We start from the raw sequence: 15,877 nt of genomic DNA, 5'->3' as shown, positions 1-15,877 counted from the left end.
TCTTCATTATTTTGCTGCTTCTTCAATAATCGCAACAACCATTTCTGCTGTTTTCACCAGCTCTTCAATCGGCATTTTTTCGTTCTTCGTATGAATTTGTTCATACCCGACAGCAAGATTGACTGTTGGGATGCCGTGGCCTGCAATTACGTTTGCGTCGCTTCCGCCGCCGCTCGTTTGCAGCTCGCTCGTGCGTCCGATTTTCGCTGCCGCTTTTTTCGCGATCTCAACGACTTGGTCGCCATCTTGATATTTAAACCCTGGATACATGACTTCGATTTCAACTTCTGCACGTCCGCCCATATCAGCCGCCGCCTCTTCAAAAGCAACTTTCATTTTTTGAACCTGCGCTTCCATTTTTTCAGGAACTAAAGAACGCGCTTCAGCGAGAATGTGAACTTCGTCGCACACAATGTTTGTTTGTGTGCCGCCTTCAAACCGGCCGATGTTTGCTGTTGTTTCTTCATCGATGCGGCCCAAAGGCATTTTTGAAATGGCCTTGCTTGCGATTGTAATCGCTGATATCCCTTTTTCTGGTTCAACTCCAGCGTGTGCAGTTTTACCGTAAATCGCCGCTCTTACCTTCGCCTGAGTCGGTGCCGCAACAATGATATTGCCGACTTTTCCGTCTGAATCAAGAGCATAACCGTAGGATGCTGTTATCATGGAACGGTCAAGCGCCTTTGCCCCGATAAGACCTGATTCTTCACCTACTGTGATGATGAATTCAATCGTGCCGTGCTCAATGTTTTCTTCTTTGAGCACTTTAATTGCTTCAAACATGGCAGCCAATCCCGCTTTGTCATCGGCGCCTAAAATTGTTGTGCCGTCTGTTTTAACATACCCGTCCTCAACAACCGGTTTTACGCCGTTTCCGGGTACGACTGTGTCCATATGAGATGTAAAATAAATTGTATCTGTCTTTTTCGTTCCTTTTAATGTGCAGATCAGGTTTCCTGCTCCGTGGCCAGTGATACCCATTGTATCGTCTTCTTTGACGTCTACACCTAAATCAGAAAATTTTTGTTTCAGCACTTTGCAGATTTCAGCTTCGTGCTTCGTTTCTGAATCGATTTGAACAAGCTCTAAAAATTCTTCCAGCAGGCGTTTTTCATTCACCATTTGTAAGTCCCCTCCATGTTTAAAGCGGTATGTTACCGTGCTTTTTTTTCGGTCTCTCTTCTGTCTTATGTGCAAGCATGTGAAAAGCTTGGATGAGTCTTTTCCTTGATTCTTCCGGCAAAATGATGTCATCGACCATTCCGCATGCCGCCGCTTTGTAAGGGCTGGCGTTTTGTTTTTTGTATTCAGCTGTTTTTTCGCGTTTTGTCTTTTGCGGGTCAGCTGACGCTTCAATATTGTTATCATACAAAATAGATGCCGCCCCCTCAGCACCCATCACTGCGATTTCGGCATTTGGCCAAGCAAACACGAGATCCGCTCCGATGGATTTGCTGTTCATGGCGACATACGACCCGCCATACGCTTTTCTGATGATGAGCGTTACTTTGGGAACCGTCGCTTCTGCATAAGCAAACAGCAATTTGGCTCCGTGCCTGATAATGCCGTTATGCTCCTGCTGAATGCCGGGCAAAAACCCCGGTACATCTTCGACAGTTAACAGCGGGATCTCAAAGGCGTCACAAAACCGGATAAATCTCGCTGCTTTATCAGCCGCGTCAATCGTCAGGCTCCCTGCTAAATGTTTCGGCTGGTTTGCCACAATTCCGATCGTTTTTTTGCCGAGCTTTGCAAATCCGATGACGATATTTTTCGCAAAATACGGCTGAATCTCAAAAAAAGACTGTGGATCAGCCAATTCCTGAATCACCGCCCGAACATCATATGGCTTTGTGCTGTCAGCCGGCACGAGGCGGTTTATTAACGAGCTGGAGGCCTCATCCACAGATGAAGGCGGTGATATCTGTTTGTCGAGCGGCAAATAAGACAGCAGCTTTTTCACTCCTGCCAGAACCTCCTCTTCCGTTTTTCCGGAAAAGTGAGCATTTCCGCTGACGGCATTATGTATTCCCGCTCCTCCTAAGCTCTCCGCGTCAACCTGTTCTCCTGTTACTTTTTCAATGACCTTTGGACCGGTAATAAACATTCGGCCCGTCTGTTCTGCCATAAAAATAAAATCAGTAAGTGCCGGAGAGTACACAGCGCCTCCAGCACACGGCCCTAATATAACCGAGATTTGCGGAATGACTCCGGAATATAAGACGTTTCGGTAAAATATGTGACCGTATCCATCTAATGATACCACACCCTCTTGAATTCTCGCACCACCTGAGTCGTTCAGCCCGATAATCGGGGCTTTATTTTTTGCTGCAAGATCCATAAGAGAGGTAATCTTTTTCGCATGGGTTTCGCCAAGCGCCCCGCCGAATACGGTAAAATCCTGCGCAAACACATATACTGAGCGGCCGTCAATCGTACCGTAGCCCGTCACGACTCCATCTCCCAATATACGCTGCTCCCTTGTTAAGCTTCGGCTCTCCATGAAGGGATATAATTCGATAAAACTATCCTCATCCAAGAGATAGGCGATCCTTTCCCGCGCTGTGAGCTTTCCCTTTTTCCGCTGTTCAGCTTGCTTTGCATGTCCCCCGCCTTCTTCCGCCTGCCTGCGCCTGTTGTATAGATGACCGATATGCTCATTCATATTCAATGTCTTGATCTCCTTTCGGTTCACAGAGCTCGACAAGCACGCCATTTGTTTCCCGCGGAGAAATAAACGCGATCTGTTTCCCGTTTGCGCCCTGTCTCGGCTGCCTGTCTATTACATCAATTTTCCGGTTTGATAATGCTTGAAGCTGATCTGTTAAGCCGCTACATAGAAACGCAACATGGTGCAGCCCCTCTCCTTTTTTATCTAAGAATGTACGGACAGGGCTGTCAGGCGTTAACGGCTCAATCAGCTCCAAATAGACGCCTCCCGCTTGGAAAAGAGCAATGGTCACCTTTTGCTCTTCAACCGTTTCTTGATGAAGAAACGTTAATCCCAATACACCTTCATAAAAAGCTCTGGCCTTGTTTATGGAATAAACGGCAATTCCAATATGGTCAAGTCCGGTCATTTTCATCCCTGCTTTCCGGCAATAGATATCGCTTGTCCGCCCATACAAAACACGTTAAAATAAAATCAGATTGTCTAAGGAGTGAAACCATGTCTCAAAAACTGATGAAAAGCGTTTTAATCGTGATTTTGGGAGTTTTTATTCTTTCAACAGTGCTCTCAGGAATCGTTATGTTTTTATAATGATAAAAAAGCAGGCGGCCTATTGAACAGGAACAACCTGCTTTTTTATCAGGGCTTTATGCTCAATGGCTATCTCCTCAAAAGACCGGGAGTCTTTCGTGATCAGCACTCTCGTCCCCACCGGTATCTCTTGAAACAGATGAACAACGTCATTGTTATGCATACGTATACAGCCGTTAGATACAAATTGACCGATAGATTCTTCCCGGTTTGTCCCATGAATTCCGTAGATCCGGCCGTCTGTCCCTCTCGCATCAAACCCAATCCACCTTGCCCCAAGCGGGTTCTCAGAAGCTCCGCCTTCAATATTTTTCTTTCTGTAATAAGGATTCACCGCTTTTACTGTAATCGAAAATTCTCCCTCAGGCGTCAAATCATCCGACTTTCCGGTTGCCACACGATAAACGCCTTCAATTTTGTTGTCGATGATGAGAGCAAGCTCATTTGTTTTCTTGTTGACGATGACATACGGGTCACCTGGAAGCGGATTTTGGCCAAGAGGCCATATCGGAGAAATAATCATCATTATTGAACATAAGAAAAAACGCATAAGCTCCTCCTTTTCCATTAGGTTGACCAATGTAGGATGAGCTCATGCGAGTTAAGCGAGCGATTTTTCTGCTTTGATTCCTTTGAAATAACTTTTAATTACCAAATATTGCTCCATTTCCCCCAGAAGATGAAAAAGTGCGGCTCTTGCTTCAAATTCTTCTCTCGTCGCAGGAAGCGGCATCTCCTCGAATTCTTTTCTCATGTCAGCAAGTCTTTTCAAAAACTTGTAGGCTGTATTTCCCGGGTGGATTGCTTCCCGCAGATCACAAAGAAATTCGGCAATCATTTTTCCCTGATCCACCGTAATGGAAATCGATGTCACTTTAGGGAGAAGGCGCTCGATGATTTCAAATTGTTTTTCTCTCATTTTAAAATAATGATAGTGCTGATTTTCGTGGCGCAGAATGTGGTTTTGTACATCTCGATACGCCAGGTTTTTGGCTTCAGTGATTAACTGGTGTGTTTCCGGAATTTCTTTTCCTGTCCAATCTTGCTCACCAGTTAACAAATACCGTTCGATTTCTGCGAAAATGACAGCAAAATTGTCCTCTATCTTTTTTCGATAGGCGATAAGCTTCCGGTCAAGGCTCGGCATATACAGATTCATTAAAAGAGCAACGCCGATTCCGACCGTAATTAACTGGACTTCATTCCAGATGAATTGGGGCGTAATGCCGCCGGACATATACAGATGAAGGATAATAACTGAGCTGGTGACGATCCCTTCGTTTATTTTTAAAACAACTGTTGTCGGGATGAAAATCAGCAAAAGCAATCCAATGACAAACGGATCATAGCCAATCAGTTCGAAAAAGAGATAGGAAAAGAGAATTGCCAGACAGCATGCTGCAAATCGGGCCCATGACGCTTGAAGCGACCGTTTTTGTGTGATTTGTATGCACAAAATGGTGATGATTCCTGCTGATGCAAAGTTTTGCAGATGTAAAAGCTGGCTTATATAAATGGCCAAAGCTGTCCCAAGTGCGGTCTTTATTGTGCGGTAACCAATTTTAAACATGTCGGACTCCATTCTATTTGTTTCTTCAACAAAAAAGAAGAAGCACAAGCCTTCTTCTTTTTCCCTATATTCTATAATATTTTTTCTAAAAAGTCCTGCGCTCTTTTGGATTTTGGCGAAAGAAAAAATTCTTTCGGATTGCCGTCCTCGACAATCATCCCTTCATCCATAAATAACACGCGGTCGGCCACTTCTTTTGCAAAGCCCATTTCGTGAGTAACGATCACCATAGTCATCCCGGTTTTAACCAGTTCTTTCATGACCTGGAGCACTTCTTTGACCATTTCAGGGTCAAGCGCGGATGTCGGCTCGTCGAACAGCATGATTTCCGGATTCATTGCCAAAGCACGGGCGATGGCAACACGCTGCTTTTGTCCGCCTGATAAACGGTTTGGATAGTCATTTCGCTTTTCAAACAACCCGACTTTACGCAGCAGTTCCTCGGCTTTTTCCTGTGCAGTCTGCTTTGATTCTTTCTTGACATTTACAGGCGCGTACATGATATTTTCGAGAACCGTTTTGTGCGGAAAAAGATGAAAATGCTGAAATACCATTCCGATGTTTTCCCGCACCTTTAATGTATTGGTTTTCGGCTGCGTAATCTCTTTATCTTTTATTGTGATGGTTCCGCCGTTAGGCTTCTCCAAAAGATTCAAACAGCGAAGAAATGTGGATTTGCCTGAGCCTGAAGGGCCGATGACGGCAACAACCTCACCTTCAGCGATGTTTGTTGAAATGTTTTTTAATACTTCTTGTTTCCCAAATGATTTTGACAGCTTTTCAACCTTAATCATTGGATTTCAGCTTCCTTTCTACAGCCTTGCCGATAAACGTTAAAATAAGGACAAGCACATAATAAATCAATCCGGCGATAATCAGCGGCTCAAGGTAATTGTACGTGGCGGCGCCCGCTTGATACGCGCGTCTCATGACATCGCCAAGACCAATAACGGTAACAATCGCCGATTCTTTTGTTAACGTAATTAATTCATTTACAATGGCAGGTGATATATTTTTGAAGGCCTGCGGCAAAAGCAGATCCTTCATCATTTTGCCGTACGGAACACCCAGTGCGACAGCAGCCTCTTTTTGCCCTTTATCAATGGCATTGATTCCCGCTCTGATAATTTCCGATACATAAGCAGCGGAATTCAGTGACAATGCGACAACCGCCGCCCAAAACTGGTCAATTTGAAAGCCGAGCAGCTGCGGGAGCCCGAAATAAACAATCATAAGCTGCAGCACTAAAGGCGTGCCGCGAAAAACTGATGTGTAAAAATCAGCAAGCCAGATCAGCGGGCGGAACGTGCTGATCTTGCATAAGCTTAGCACAATCCCTAATATAAGTCCGATAATAGCAGATACCACAACAATTTTTAATGTAATTGCTAAGCCTTCTAATATAAAAGGAATTTGGGGGATCGTTGCTGAAAAATCCAAATTCATAGCCTTTGTCTCCTTTTCTTACAGGAAAAAAAATTTCCTATTCAATAAAAAGGCTCAACGAAAAAGTTGAGCCGCTTTTTTTACTTCTCGCCAGTGAACCACTTTTTCTTCAATTTATCGAGCTCTCCATTATCTTGCATTTCTTTGAGGGCTTTATTGAATTTGTCCGTCAGTTCACTGTCTTTTCTGAAAGCAATCGCTGAACCGGCTTCCTCCGCTTTCGCATCAGGAATTACGAAGCCCTGCAGGTCATCATTTGATTTGAAATACCCTTCTGCCACCATATCTTCGATAATCGCAGCGTCAAAACGGTCAGATTTGATTTCCTGCACCAAATCAGAAATTCTGTTGCGGTCTTCAGTTTTAAAATTATATTCCGGTGAAAGCTCTTTCCCCTTCTCTTCTTGAATGGAGCCAAGCTGAACGCCGACTGTTTTTCCTTTCAGATCTTTTAAAGACTTAATGCCGCTGTCTTTTTTGCTGACAATCATATGATTCGCTGTGTAATATACATCAGAAAAATCAACTTGTTTTTTACGATCAGGCGTCGGTGTCATTCCTGACAAAACCAAATCAACCTGTTTTGATTTCAGTGCTGTAATTAAGCTGTTGAAGTCCATATCCTGCACTTCAATTTCGTAGCCGGTTTTCTTTGCAAGGGCCTTTGCCAAATCTACATCAAAACCGACAATGTTATCGCCATCTTTATATTCAAACGGTTTGTAATCCGCCGAAGTTCCCATAATTATCTTTTTCTTTCCGCTTTCTGAACCTGAATTGCTTGAGCCGCAAGCAGATAATGCAAAGGTGATGCACGCAGCTACCAGTAATAAGAGCCATTTTTTCATGATCCATTTCCCCCATATTCATTACTTTTATCATATTTGAATATTTATTCGTTAATTTGTATTTTAAACACTTTCTTATTTTTATGCAATACTATTTTTAAAAATTATCTCGAAGCTTATTTTTCCAGCAATCTCTTCTCCTATCACTAGGTAAAAGGACATCTTTTATAGCGCATCCATTGAATAAACTCTAATATTTATTCATCATGACTTGGAATTTTATGCACAAAAAACCCCGTGCCACTCGGGCATCCGGGGTTTTATCTTATACTTCTTCGCAATATTCCTCGAAGGCTTCCTGCAGTTTTGAGACAACTGCCATCGGCTCATGGCCTTCAATTTCATGACGCTCGAGCATTTTCATAATCTTTCCGTCTTTTAGAATAGCAAATGACGGAGAAGATGGCGGGTATCCTTCGAAATATTCGCGTGCTCTTGCCGTCGCTTCTTTATCCTGTCCCGCAAACACAGTCACGAGCTGGTCAGGTCTTTTGTCATAATGAACGGAATGGTATGCAGCCGGTCTTGCAATCCCGCCCGCGCATCCGCAGACAGAGTTGACCATGACAAGCGTCGTTCCTTTTTTCGTAAGTGCCTCGTCCACCTCTTCAGCTGTTTTCAGTTCGGTATATCCTGCAGCCGTAATTTCTTGTCTCGCTTGGCGGACAACATCATTCATAAATAAATTAAAGTCCATGTTCAATGAAGACCTCTCCTTTTTCATCATCTGTTCTTATGATAGCAAGGAAACCGCCTTATCGGCAAATGCCACCGCTTATATCGGAGGATTTTTTGCTTTTCGTTTACTCCTTACAAGATAAGGGAATTATATAATCAGATGTATAAATAAAGGAGCAGTTTTGTATGAGCCACCGGAAAGCTTTACTTATTCATAACGGAAACGCCGGCAACAAAAATATAGAAAAAGCATTAGGAGCTGTTGTGCCAGTTTTATCACAATCGTTAGATGAGGTCATCATTAAACAGACAAAGAAAAAAGACGATGCTTATCATTTTTGCCGTTCGATAGATGATTCTGTCGAGACTGTCTTTATTCTCGGCGGCGACGGTACAGTTCATCAATGCATCAATGGCATCAGTTCTTTAGAAAGAAAGCCGTCTATCGGTATTTTGCCCGGCGGAACGTGCAATGACTTTTCAAGAGTGCTGGGCATTCCTCAACATCTTGCAAAGGCAGCCGAAGCACTCGTCTCAGGAAAAAAATCCAAGGTTGATGTATGCCAGATGAACGATCGTTATTTTTTAAATTTCTGGGGGATCGGCCTGATCGCAGAAACATCGAATCAAATCAACGAAACGGAAAAAGCGTTATTAGGAAAAATCAGCTATTTTACAAGCACGTTACGTACCGTCTCATCAGCTGAGTCCTTTCCTATTTCATTGACAATCGATGGGCAAGAGATAAAAGATGAAGCCGTTATGCTGCTTGTCATGAACGGACAATACATTGGAACGAATCGAATTCCCCTGCCGGATGCCAGTATAAGTGACGGATTACTCGATATCCTCATTTGCCGCAGCACCAACCTCTCCGCTTTGCGCGAGCTAATGAATATGGAACAGGGTTCAATAGAGCAGCTCACCGGAGAGCTGTCCTATGTTCAGGCCTCTCGCGTCGAAATTGAAACAGACACCGTCAAAAAGGCTGATACAGATGGAGAAGTGTATACACATACACCCGCTGTGATTCAAGTCCTTCCGCAGCACATTGACATGCTTATTCCCCGCAATGAATAACTGTCCGCTGGTAAAGGACTTTATAAAGAGCGAAAAGCTTCATAGAAAGAAATCCGTTGACTCTCCCCTAAGAGGAGGTCTTACAGTATAAAGGATACACTTTCGTAAAAAGGGGAAGTTACATGAAGAAACAGAACATCACATTAGCTATATTATTAACCAATTTATTCATTGCTTTTTTAGGGATCGGGCTTGTGATTCCGGTAACGCCCGCGATTATGAATGAATTGCATTTATCCGGTACCGCAGTCGGCTATATGGTTGCATGTTTCGCTGTTACACAGCTTATTGTTTCACCAATCGCCGGACGCTGGGTTGACCGCTTTGGACGTAAAATTATGATCGTGATTGGTCTATTGTTTTTTAGTGTTTCGGAGTTTTTATTCGGCATCGGAAAAACAGTTGACATTTTATTTATATCCCGTATGCTTGGCGGAATCAGTGCTGCCTTCATTATGCCCGGAGTCACGGCTTTTATCGCCGATATCACTACTGTTAAAACACGGCCGAAAGCGCTCGGCTATATGTCAGCCGCTATTTCGACAGGTTTTATTATCGGCCCCGGTATAGGCGGATTTTTAGCGGAAATCCATTCCCGTCTGCCTTTCTACTTTGCGGCAGCCTTTGCGTTAATAGCAGCAATTTTATCGATGCTAACGCTACGGGAACCGGAGCGAAATCCTGAGAATGAGAAAATAGAGGGCCAAAAAACAGGATTCAAACGGATTTTTGCACCTATGTATTTCATTGCTTTTCTCATCATTTTAATATCGTCTTTTGGGTTAGCATCGTTTGAATCTTTATTTGCGTTATTCGTTGATCATAAATTCGGATTTACGGCCAGTGACATTGCCATTTTGATTACTGGGGGAGCAATTGTCGGAGCCATCACGCAAGTCGTCTTATTCGACCGCTTCACAAGGTGGTTTGGGGAAATCCGTTTAATCCGCTACAGCTTAATTCTCTCAACAAGTCTTGTGTTTTTGCTGACCATCGTAAATTCATATGCTGCGATTTTATTAGTTACCTTCACCGTATTTGTCGGATTTGATCTTATGCGCCCGGCGGTAACAACCTATCTGTCAAAAATTGCGGGAAATGAACAGGGATTTGCCGGCGGAATGAATTCAATGTTTACCAGCATCGGCAATGTGTTCGGCCCCATCATCGGGGGAATGCTATTCGATATTGACTTAAACTATCCATTCTATTTTGCAACAGGAGCTTTAGCCATAGGCATTGCGCTGACCATTGTCTGGAAAGCCCCTGCCCATATAAAAGCCAGCATGTAAAAGTAGCGTATTCTTTGTGTACTGCAAAGGATGCGCTTTTTCATTATACTGATCATAAGGGGGGATGGCATGAAGGACTCGTTTTACTCAATTGGAGAAGTTTCAAAACTGGCAAATGTGTCGATCAAAGCGCTTCGTTACTACGATAAGATTGATTTATTCAAACCCGCCTACGTCGACCCGGATACGAACTACCGCTATTATACTGACTCCCAGCTCTATCATCTTGATTTGATCAAATCATTAAAATATATTGGCACACCTTTAGAAGAGATGAAAAAGGCACAGGAATTAGAGATGGAGGAACTGTTTGCTTTTTATACAGAGCAGGAAAAGCAAATCAGAGAGAAATTAGATTTTTTATCAACATTGGAGCAGACCATTTCTCTGGTGAAAAAGCGAATGAAACGGCAGATGGAATATCCTGCGCTCGGTGAGGTGTTTGTTCTAGATGAGGAAGAAACACGGATTATACAGACAGAGGCAGAGGGAATCGGGCCTGAAAACGTGCTCAACGCCTCATACAGCAAACTAAAAACATTTATCGAATCAGCCGATGGTTTTTCGAACAATAGCTACGGTGCTACTTTCTCGTTTCAGCCGTACAACAACATTGATGAAATGACTTACCGTCATATTTTCACGCCTGTCTTAACGAATAAACAAATTTCTGCGATTACGCCGGATATGGAAATCACAACAATACCAAAAGGCAAATATGTTTGTATCGCTTATAATTTCTCGCCAGAGCATTATTTTCTCAATTTACAAAAGCTGATCAAGTATATCACGGACCGTCAATTAACGGTTATCAGTGATGTTTACGAGTTAATCATACCGATTCATTATTCTCCGAAAAAACAAGAAGAATATCGGGTTGAAATGAAAATCCGAATCGCAGAATAATGGTACATAGAAAAAGAGCATTTTTTGAAGGTATCGTTCAAAAAATGCTCTTTCTGTTTGTTTAGTAGACAGATGTTTTCTCATCTATCGATTCTAAAATTTCTTTGACACGTGCCAGGAACCTTCCACACACGAGGCCATCAAGCACTCTGTGATCTAAAGACAGGCACAGATTGACCATATCTCTGACAGCAATCATGCCATGATCCATGACAACCGGGCGTTTGACGATCGATTCCACTTGAAGAATCGCAGCCTGAGGATAATTGATGATTCCCATCGACTGAACAGATCCGAACGAACCTGTATTGTTGACGGTAAACGTTCCTCCCTGCATATCGTCTGCTGACAGTTTTCCGTCTCTTACCTTTTTGGCAAGGTCGGTAATTTCTCTCGCAATGCCTTTGATCGTTTTTTCATCAGCGTTTTTGATCACCGGAACAAATAAAGAATCTTCCGTGGCAACCGCGATTGAAATGTTGATATCTTTTTTCTGAATGATTTTGTCCCCCGCCCACATGCTGTTCATTTGCGGGAATTCTTTTAACGCCTGAGCGACCGCTTTTACGAAAAAGGCGAAAAAAGTTAAATTAAAGCCTTCTGTTTTCTTGAAGGAATCTTTTATACTGTTTCGGTATGCCACCATGTTTGTGACATCGACTTCCATCATCGTCCAAGCGTGAGGAATTTCTGTTTTGCTTCGTTTCATATTTGAAGCGATCGCTTTTCTAACAGCTGTGACAGGAATTTCTTTATCTCCGGCTGCTGAAACAGGATGAGAAACGTCTTCTTTCGTCTCCTGTTTTTGCGCTGGTGCAGGAGCTGCTGCTTTTGGCTCTTCAGTCTGTTCTGAAACGCCGCCTGAATCAATGATCCGCTGAATATCTTTTCTCGTGATCCTTCCGCCGGCTCCCGTTCCTGTCACTTGCTCAAGGTCAATGCCATGCTCTCCGGCCAAACGAAGTACGGCTGGAGACAAACGTCTCTTATTGGCCTGACTGCCTGCTTCGGTGCGGCTTTCAGGAGCTGCTTGCCCGGCAGTTGGCGCTTCGGTCTGATCTTGTTTTTGTTCAGCCGGCTTTGCGCCTTCTGTTTCGATTTTGCAAATAATTTCTCCGACTTGCAGGGTCTGGCCTTCTTCTCCCACAAGCTCTGTTATTGTACCGGTAAAAGAGGACGGAACCTCCGCGTTTACCTTATCTGTCATGACTTCTGCAATCGGATCGTATTTGTTCACTTTATCTCCAGGGGCGACGAGCCATTTGCTGATCGTACCCTCCGTTACGCTTTCGCCAAGCTGCGGCATCGTCATTTGTTCTATTGCCATGATCGTATCCTCCTTACGTCTTTAAAACTCCGCTAATTCTCTCATCGCCGCTTCTACTTTATCAGGGTTGACCATAAAGTATTTTTCCATTGTCGGCGCATAAGGCATAGCCGGAATATCAGGACCTGCAAGCCGTTTGATCGGCGCGTCTAAGTCGAACAGACAATGCTCGGATATAATGGCAGCCACCTCACTCATGATACTGCCCTCTTTTGTATCTTCTGTGACCAAAAGAACCTTTCCGGTTTTGGATGCGGCTTCGATGATCGCTTCTTGATCAAGCGGGTATACCGTTCTTAAATCCACCACATGTACAGAAATGCCGTCTTTTTCGAGGCGTTCTGCAGCCTGTAAAGCAAAGTGGACACAAAGCCCGTATGTGATCACCGTGATGTCGTCGCCTTCCCTTTTTACATCAGCCTTGCCGATAGGAAGTACATAATCATCTGCCGGTACCTCTCCTTTGATCAGACGGTACGCGCGTTTATGCTCAAAAAACAGCACCGGATCTTCATCACGAACTGCGGCTTTTAACAGTCCTTTCGCGTCATATGGCGTTGAAGGCATCACAATTTTCAGTCCGGGCTGATTGGCAAAAATTGCTTCGACTGATTGAGAATGATAAAGCGCTCCGTGCACGCCGCCACCGTACGGCGCTCTGACAACAATCGGGCAGCTCCAGTCATTGTTGCTGCGGTAGCGGACTTTAGCTGCCTCGGAGATAATCTGGTTTACCGCCGGCATAATAAAGTCAGCAAACTGCATTTCAGCAATCGGTCTCATGCCGTACATAGCCGCTCCGATACCGACTCCGGCGATCGCTGATTCAGCAAGTGGCGTATCCATGACACGTTCTTCTCCAAATTGTTCGTACAGGCCGGCAGTGGCTTTAAATACACCACCTTTTTTTCCTACATCTTCCCCAAGAACGAAGACACGTGAATCTCGTTCCATTTCTTCTTTCATCGCCAAATTGATCGCATCAATATATGACATTACTGACATTTGTACTTCCTCCCTACTTCGCATACACATAATCGAGCGCTGAATCAGGAGCTGCATAAGGAGCGTTCTCCGCTTCATCTGTCGCCTCGTTTATGATTGCCATGATTTCGTCCAGCATGGTTTGTTCTATCTCTTCGGTCAGCAGGCCTATTTCCTTTAAGTAAGCTTGATAAGTAAACAGGGGATCACTTTTTTTCGCTTCCTCTACTTCTTCACGGCCTCTGTAGCTGCTGTCGTCGTCATCGCTGGAATGCGGTGTCAGGCGGTAAGAAATCGTCTCAATTAAGGTAGGGCCTTCTCCTCTGCGCGCCCGCTCACGCGCTTCTTTCACCGCTTGATAAACTTCGAGCGGATCGTTTCCATTCACCGTTACACCAGGCATTCCATAGCCTACGGCACGATCTGAAATATTTTCACAGGCCACTTGCTTATCGTAAGGGACCGAAATCGCGTATTTGTTGTTTTCGCACATAAAAATAACCGGAAGCTTTTGAACAGCGGCAAAGTTTGCCCCTTCATGGAAATCGCCTTGGTTTGAAGATCCTTCTCCAAATGTGACAAAAGCCGCAATGTCTTTTTTCTCCATGCGTCCAGCCAGCGCAATGCCGACCGCATGCGGCACTTGCGTTGTTACCGGAGAAGACCCCGTCACGATCCGGTTTTCCTTTTGACCGAAATGCCCCGGCATTTGGCGGCCTCCTGAGTTTGGATCTGCTGCTTTGGCAAACCCGGACATCATTAAGTCCTTCGCAGTCATGCCAAACGCGAGCACGACACCCATGTCTCTATAGTAAGGCAGCACATAATCCGTTTCACGGTCAAGGGCGAAAGCTGCTCCTACTTGTGCTGCTTCCTGTCCTTGACAAGAGATAACAAACGGGATTTTACCAGAGCGGTTTAACAGCCACATTCTTTCATCGATTTTTCTTGCTAACAGCATGGTTCTATACATATCAACGGCTTCCTGATCAGTCAGCCCTAATGCTTGATGTCGGTTTGTACTCATTCAAGCGCCTCCTTTATGCTTTTAAAAATGAATGGCTTTGCCATCTGCAGCAAGCGCTGCTTCTCCAATCGCTTCAGACAGCGTCGGGTGCGGGTGGATCGTTTGCCCGACCTCCCATGGCGTCGCATCCAGCACTTTTGCAAGACCTGCCTCTGATATCATGTCAGTGACATGCGGGCCTATCATATGCACCCCGAGAATATCATCTGTGGCACGATCAGCTATGATTTTTACGAAACCATCGCTTTCCCCGTACACAAGTGCTTTTCCGATCGCCATAAATGGGAACTTTCCTATTTTGACATCGAATCCCTTCGCCTTTGCCTCTTCTTCCGTTAAACCCACACTAGCTGCTTCCGGGCTGGAATAGATGCACTTCGGTACAAGTGCCGGGTCAAGCGGGTGCGGATTAAGGCCTGCGATATGCTCCACTGCAAGAATTCCTTCATGTGACGCCACGTGGGCAAGCTGAAGGCCCCCGATGACATCCCCGATCGCATAAATATGGGATTCTTTCGTCTGGCAGCTGCCGTTAACAGAGATGACGCCATTTTCAGTGACAACTTCGGTGTTTTCCAAACCGATGCCTTCGATATTTGCCTGTCTGCCAATGGAAACAAGCATTTTTTCCGCTGTATAAGTGACGGTTTCTCCGCCTTTTTCCGCCTGTATGCTGATTTCACCTGATGATTTTTTCAACGTATCAGGCAGCACTTTAGCTCCTGTGACAAATTGAATTCCTTTTTTCTTAAGAAGGCTTTGCATTTCTTTTGAAATGTCCTGGTCTTCAGTCGGCAATATCCGGTCCGCATATTCGACAACCGTTACATTTACGCCAAAGTCATGAAGCATGGATGCCCATTCGATTCCAATAACTCCTCCGCCGACGATGATCATCGATTTTGGAAGCTCCTCCATTTGGAGCGCTTCATCCGAGGTTAAAACAAACTCTCCGTCCGCTTCCAGACCCGGCAGCATTCTCGGCCTTGAGCCTGTAGCAATAATGACCTGCTTCGGGATCAGCATGTCATTTTCTTCGCCATTTCCCCGTTCAACAGAAATTGTTCCCGGCAGCGGAGAGAAAATAGACGGTCCAAGGATGCGCCCATATCCGTCGTACACGTCGATTTTTCCTTTTTTCATTAAATGATTGACGCCCGCTGCAAGCTTATCAACAACCGCCTGCTTACGGTGCTGCACCTTTTCAAAGTTGAGGGACACGCCGGACGTTTCGACTCCGAATTGATCGGCTTCACGGGCTGTCCGGTACACTTCTGCGCTTCTAAGCAGCGCTTTACTCGGAATACAGCCTTTATGCAGGCATGTTCCGCCAAGCTTTTCTTTTTCTACAACGGCTGTTTTCAAGCCGAGCTGCGCCGCTCTGATCGCCGCGACATAACCGCCTGTACCGCCGCCCAGAATGACTACATCATACTCAGTTGCCATCTGACTCACTC

At 44.7% G+C, this 15,877-nt stretch carries 17 protein-coding genes; 4 read left to right on the top strand and 13 right to left on the bottom strand.

The window, feature by feature from the left end; genetic code table 11:
* Window positions 1-6 precede the first annotated feature (6 nt).
* Genes NST16_RS06010 through mce form a run of 3 tightly spaced genes read right to left on the bottom strand, consistent with a single transcriptional unit; the run spans window position 7 to window position 3,080 of the window.
* On the bottom strand, window positions 7-1,122 hold the full coding sequence (locus tag NST16_RS06010) for a tripeptidase T (protein WP_268449527.1): 1,116 nt from the start codon (window positions 1,120-1,122) through the stop codon (window positions 7-9).
* A 19-nt stretch (window positions 1,123-1,141) separates the two neighbouring features.
* The gene (locus tag NST16_RS06005; protein WP_340888290.1) at window positions 1,142-2,665 is read right to left on the bottom strand and encodes an acyl-CoA carboxylase subunit beta; all 1,524 of its coding nucleotides are present in this window, start codon (window positions 2,663-2,665) and stop codon (window positions 1,142-1,144) included.
* Window positions 2,658-3,080 (bottom strand): methylmalonyl-CoA epimerase, encoded by a 423-nt coding sequence (mce, locus tag NST16_RS06000; protein ID WP_339177066.1) that lies wholly within the window; start codon window positions 3,078-3,080, stop codon window positions 2,658-2,660. Before mce ends, NST16_RS06005 begins: the two co-directional genes overlap by 8 nt.
* 89 nt (window positions 3,081-3,169) lie before the next feature.
* On the opposite strand from mce, the gene prli42 reads away from it, so the two are divergent.
* Window positions 3,170-3,262, top strand: a complete 93-nt coding sequence (prli42, locus tag NST16_RS05995; protein WP_003226489.1) for a stressosome-associated protein Prli42 — start codon at window positions 3,170-3,172, stop codon at window positions 3,260-3,262.
* 19 nt (window positions 3,263-3,281) lie between these two features.
* On the opposite strand, the gene NST16_RS05990 is transcribed toward prli42, so the two are convergent.
* From NST16_RS05990 to brxB, 6 genes are all read right to left on the bottom strand, one after another.
* The gene (locus tag NST16_RS05990; RefSeq protein WP_340884801.1) at window positions 3,282-3,812 is read right to left on the bottom strand and encodes a L,D-transpeptidase; all 531 of its coding nucleotides are present in this window, start codon (window positions 3,810-3,812) and stop codon (window positions 3,282-3,284) included.
* Window positions 3,813-3,863: 51 nt separating this feature from the next.
* Window positions 3,864-4,832 carry an aromatic acid exporter family protein gene (locus tag NST16_RS05985; protein ID WP_010334854.1) on the bottom strand — a complete coding sequence of 323 codons (969 nt, stop codon included), beginning with the start codon at window positions 4,830-4,832 and terminating at the stop codon, window positions 3,864-3,866.
* Between the two features lie 71 nt (window positions 4,833-4,903).
* Entirely contained in the window at window positions 4,904-5,626 is a 723-nt protein-coding gene (artR, locus tag NST16_RS05980; protein WP_268445937.1) for an arginine ABC transporter ATP-binding protein ArtR, read from the bottom strand.
* Window positions 5,619-6,278, bottom strand: coding sequence for an arginine ABC transporter permease ArtQ (artQ, locus tag NST16_RS05975; protein WP_010334856.1), 660 nt, complete (start codon window positions 6,276-6,278; stop codon window positions 5,619-5,621). The genes artR and artQ overlap by 8 nt, the downstream gene beginning before the upstream one ends.
* 80 nt (window positions 6,279-6,358) lie before the next feature.
* On the bottom strand, window positions 6,359-7,126 hold the full coding sequence (artP, locus tag NST16_RS05970) for an arginine ABC transporter substrate-binding protein ArtP (RefSeq protein WP_010334857.1): 768 nt from the start codon (window positions 7,124-7,126) through the stop codon (window positions 6,359-6,361).
* A gap of 265 nt (window positions 7,127-7,391) precedes the next feature.
* Complete coding sequence (brxB, locus tag NST16_RS05965) at window positions 7,392-7,829, bottom strand: bacilliredoxin BrxB (protein WP_340884791.1); 438 nt, start codon at window positions 7,827-7,829, stop codon at window positions 7,392-7,394.
* A gap of 161 nt (window positions 7,830-7,990) precedes the next feature.
* Here brxB and NST16_RS05960 point away from each other — a divergent pair, with 161 nt between their 5' ends.
* The 3 genes from NST16_RS05960 (at window position 7,991) to NST16_RS05950 (ending at window position 11,082) form a co-directional block, all read left to right on the top strand.
* Window positions 7,991-8,884, top strand: coding sequence for a YegS/Rv2252/BmrU family lipid kinase (locus NST16_RS05960; RefSeq protein ID WP_340884788.1), 894 nt, complete (start codon window positions 7,991-7,993; stop codon window positions 8,882-8,884).
* Window positions 8,885-9,006: 122 nt separating this feature from the next.
* Window positions 9,007-10,176, top strand: a complete 1,170-nt coding sequence (gene bmr, locus NST16_RS05955) for a multidrug efflux MFS transporter Bmr (protein ID WP_010334860.1) — start codon at window positions 9,007-9,009, stop codon at window positions 10,174-10,176.
* 69 nt (window positions 10,177-10,245) lie between these two features.
* Entirely contained in the window at window positions 10,246-11,082 is an 837-nt protein-coding gene (locus tag NST16_RS05950) for a MerR family transcriptional regulator (protein ID WP_029441362.1), read from the top strand.
* 61 nt (window positions 11,083-11,143) lie between these two features.
* Here the strand turns inward: NST16_RS05950 and NST16_RS05945 are convergent, their stop codons facing one another.
* From NST16_RS05945 to lpdA, 4 genes are read right to left on the bottom strand one after another with little or no spacing between them, the layout of a single operon-like run.
* Window positions 11,144-12,409 carry a dihydrolipoamide acetyltransferase family protein gene (locus NST16_RS05945; RefSeq protein WP_340884784.1) on the bottom strand — a complete coding sequence of 422 codons (1,266 nt, stop codon included), beginning with the start codon at window positions 12,407-12,409 and terminating at the stop codon, window positions 11,144-11,146.
* A gap of 21 nt (window positions 12,410-12,430) precedes the next feature.
* Window positions 12,431-13,414 (bottom strand): 3-methyl-2-oxobutanoate dehydrogenase subunit beta, encoded by a 984-nt coding sequence (gene bfmBAB, locus NST16_RS05940; protein ID WP_326195959.1) that lies wholly within the window; start codon window positions 13,412-13,414, stop codon window positions 12,431-12,433.
* Window positions 13,415-13,427: 13 nt separating this feature from the next.
* Window positions 13,428-14,420 (bottom strand): 3-methyl-2-oxobutanoate dehydrogenase subunit alpha, encoded by a 993-nt coding sequence (bfmBAA, locus tag NST16_RS05935; RefSeq protein ID WP_340884778.1) that lies wholly within the window; start codon window positions 14,418-14,420, stop codon window positions 13,428-13,430.
* A gap of 21 nt (window positions 14,421-14,441) precedes the next feature.
* A complete protein-coding gene (gene lpdA, locus NST16_RS05930; RefSeq protein WP_229146923.1) occupies window positions 14,442-15,866 on the bottom strand; it encodes a dihydrolipoyl dehydrogenase in 1,425 nt (474 codons plus the stop codon).
* Window positions 15,867-15,877: the final 11 nt, after the last annotated feature.

It is taken from the genome of Bacillus sp. FSL K6-1005 (assembly GCF_038000225.1).
GTDB classification, from domain to species: domain Bacteria; phylum Bacillota; class Bacilli; order Bacillales; family Bacillaceae; genus Bacillus; species Bacillus mojavensis.
This window is presented reverse-complemented; position numbering and strand designations above follow the sequence as displayed.

Bases quoted from the DNA above. Each gene is read 5' to 3' on its own strand.
- NST16_RS05960 (WP_340884788.1), top strand. From the start codon at position 7,991: ATGAGCCACCGGAAAGCTTTACTTATTCATAACGGAAACGCCGGCAAC.
- NST16_RS05985 (WP_010334854.1), bottom strand. From the start codon at position 4,832: ATGTTTAAAATTGGTTACCGCACAATAAAGACCGCACTTGGGACAGCT.
- bmr (WP_010334860.1), top strand. From the start codon at position 9,007: ATGAAGAAACAGAACATCACATTAGCTATATTATTAACCAATTTATTC.
- bfmBAB (WP_326195959.1), bottom strand. From the start codon at position 13,414: ATGTCAGTAATGTCATATATTGATGCGATCAATTTGGCGATGAAAGAA.
- artP (WP_010334857.1), bottom strand. From the start codon at position 7,126: ATGAAAAAATGGCTCTTATTACTGGTAGCTGCGTGCATCACCTTTGCA.
- NST16_RS05950 (WP_029441362.1), top strand. From the start codon at position 10,246: ATGAAGGACTCGTTTTACTCAATTGGAGAAGTTTCAAAACTGGCAAAT.
- NST16_RS06005 (WP_340888290.1), bottom strand. From the start codon at position 2,665: ATGAATGAGCATATCGGTCATCTATACAACAGGCGCAGGCAGGCGGAA.
- NST16_RS05990 (WP_340884801.1), bottom strand. From the start codon at position 3,812: ATGCGTTTTTTCTTATGTTCAATAATGATGATTATTTCTCCGATATGG.
- bfmBAA (WP_340884778.1), bottom strand. From the start codon at position 14,420: ATGAGTACAAACCGACATCAAGCATTAGGGCTGACTGATCAGGAAGCC.
- NST16_RS06010 (WP_268449527.1), bottom strand. From the start codon at position 1,122: ATGGTGAATGAAAAACGCCTGCTGGAAGAATTTTTAGAGCTTGTTCAA.
- lpdA (WP_229146923.1), bottom strand. From the start codon at position 15,866: ATGGCAACTGAGTATGATGTAGTCATTCTGGGCGGCGGTACAGGCGGT.
- mce (WP_339177066.1), bottom strand. From the start codon at position 3,080: ATGACCGGACTTGACCATATTGGAATTGCCGTTTATTCCATAAACAAG.
- artR (WP_268445937.1), bottom strand. From the start codon at position 5,626: ATGATTAAGGTTGAAAAGCTGTCAAAATCATTTGGGAAACAAGAAGTA.
- artQ (WP_010334856.1), bottom strand. From the start codon at position 6,278: ATGAATTTGGATTTTTCAGCAACGATCCCCCAAATTCCTTTTATATTA.
- prli42 (WP_003226489.1), top strand. From the start codon at position 3,170: ATGTCTCAAAAACTGATGAAAAGCGTTTTAATCGTGATTTTGGGAGTT.
- NST16_RS05945 (WP_340884784.1), bottom strand. From the start codon at position 12,409: ATGGCAATAGAACAAATGACGATGCCGCAGCTTGGCGAAAGCGTAACG.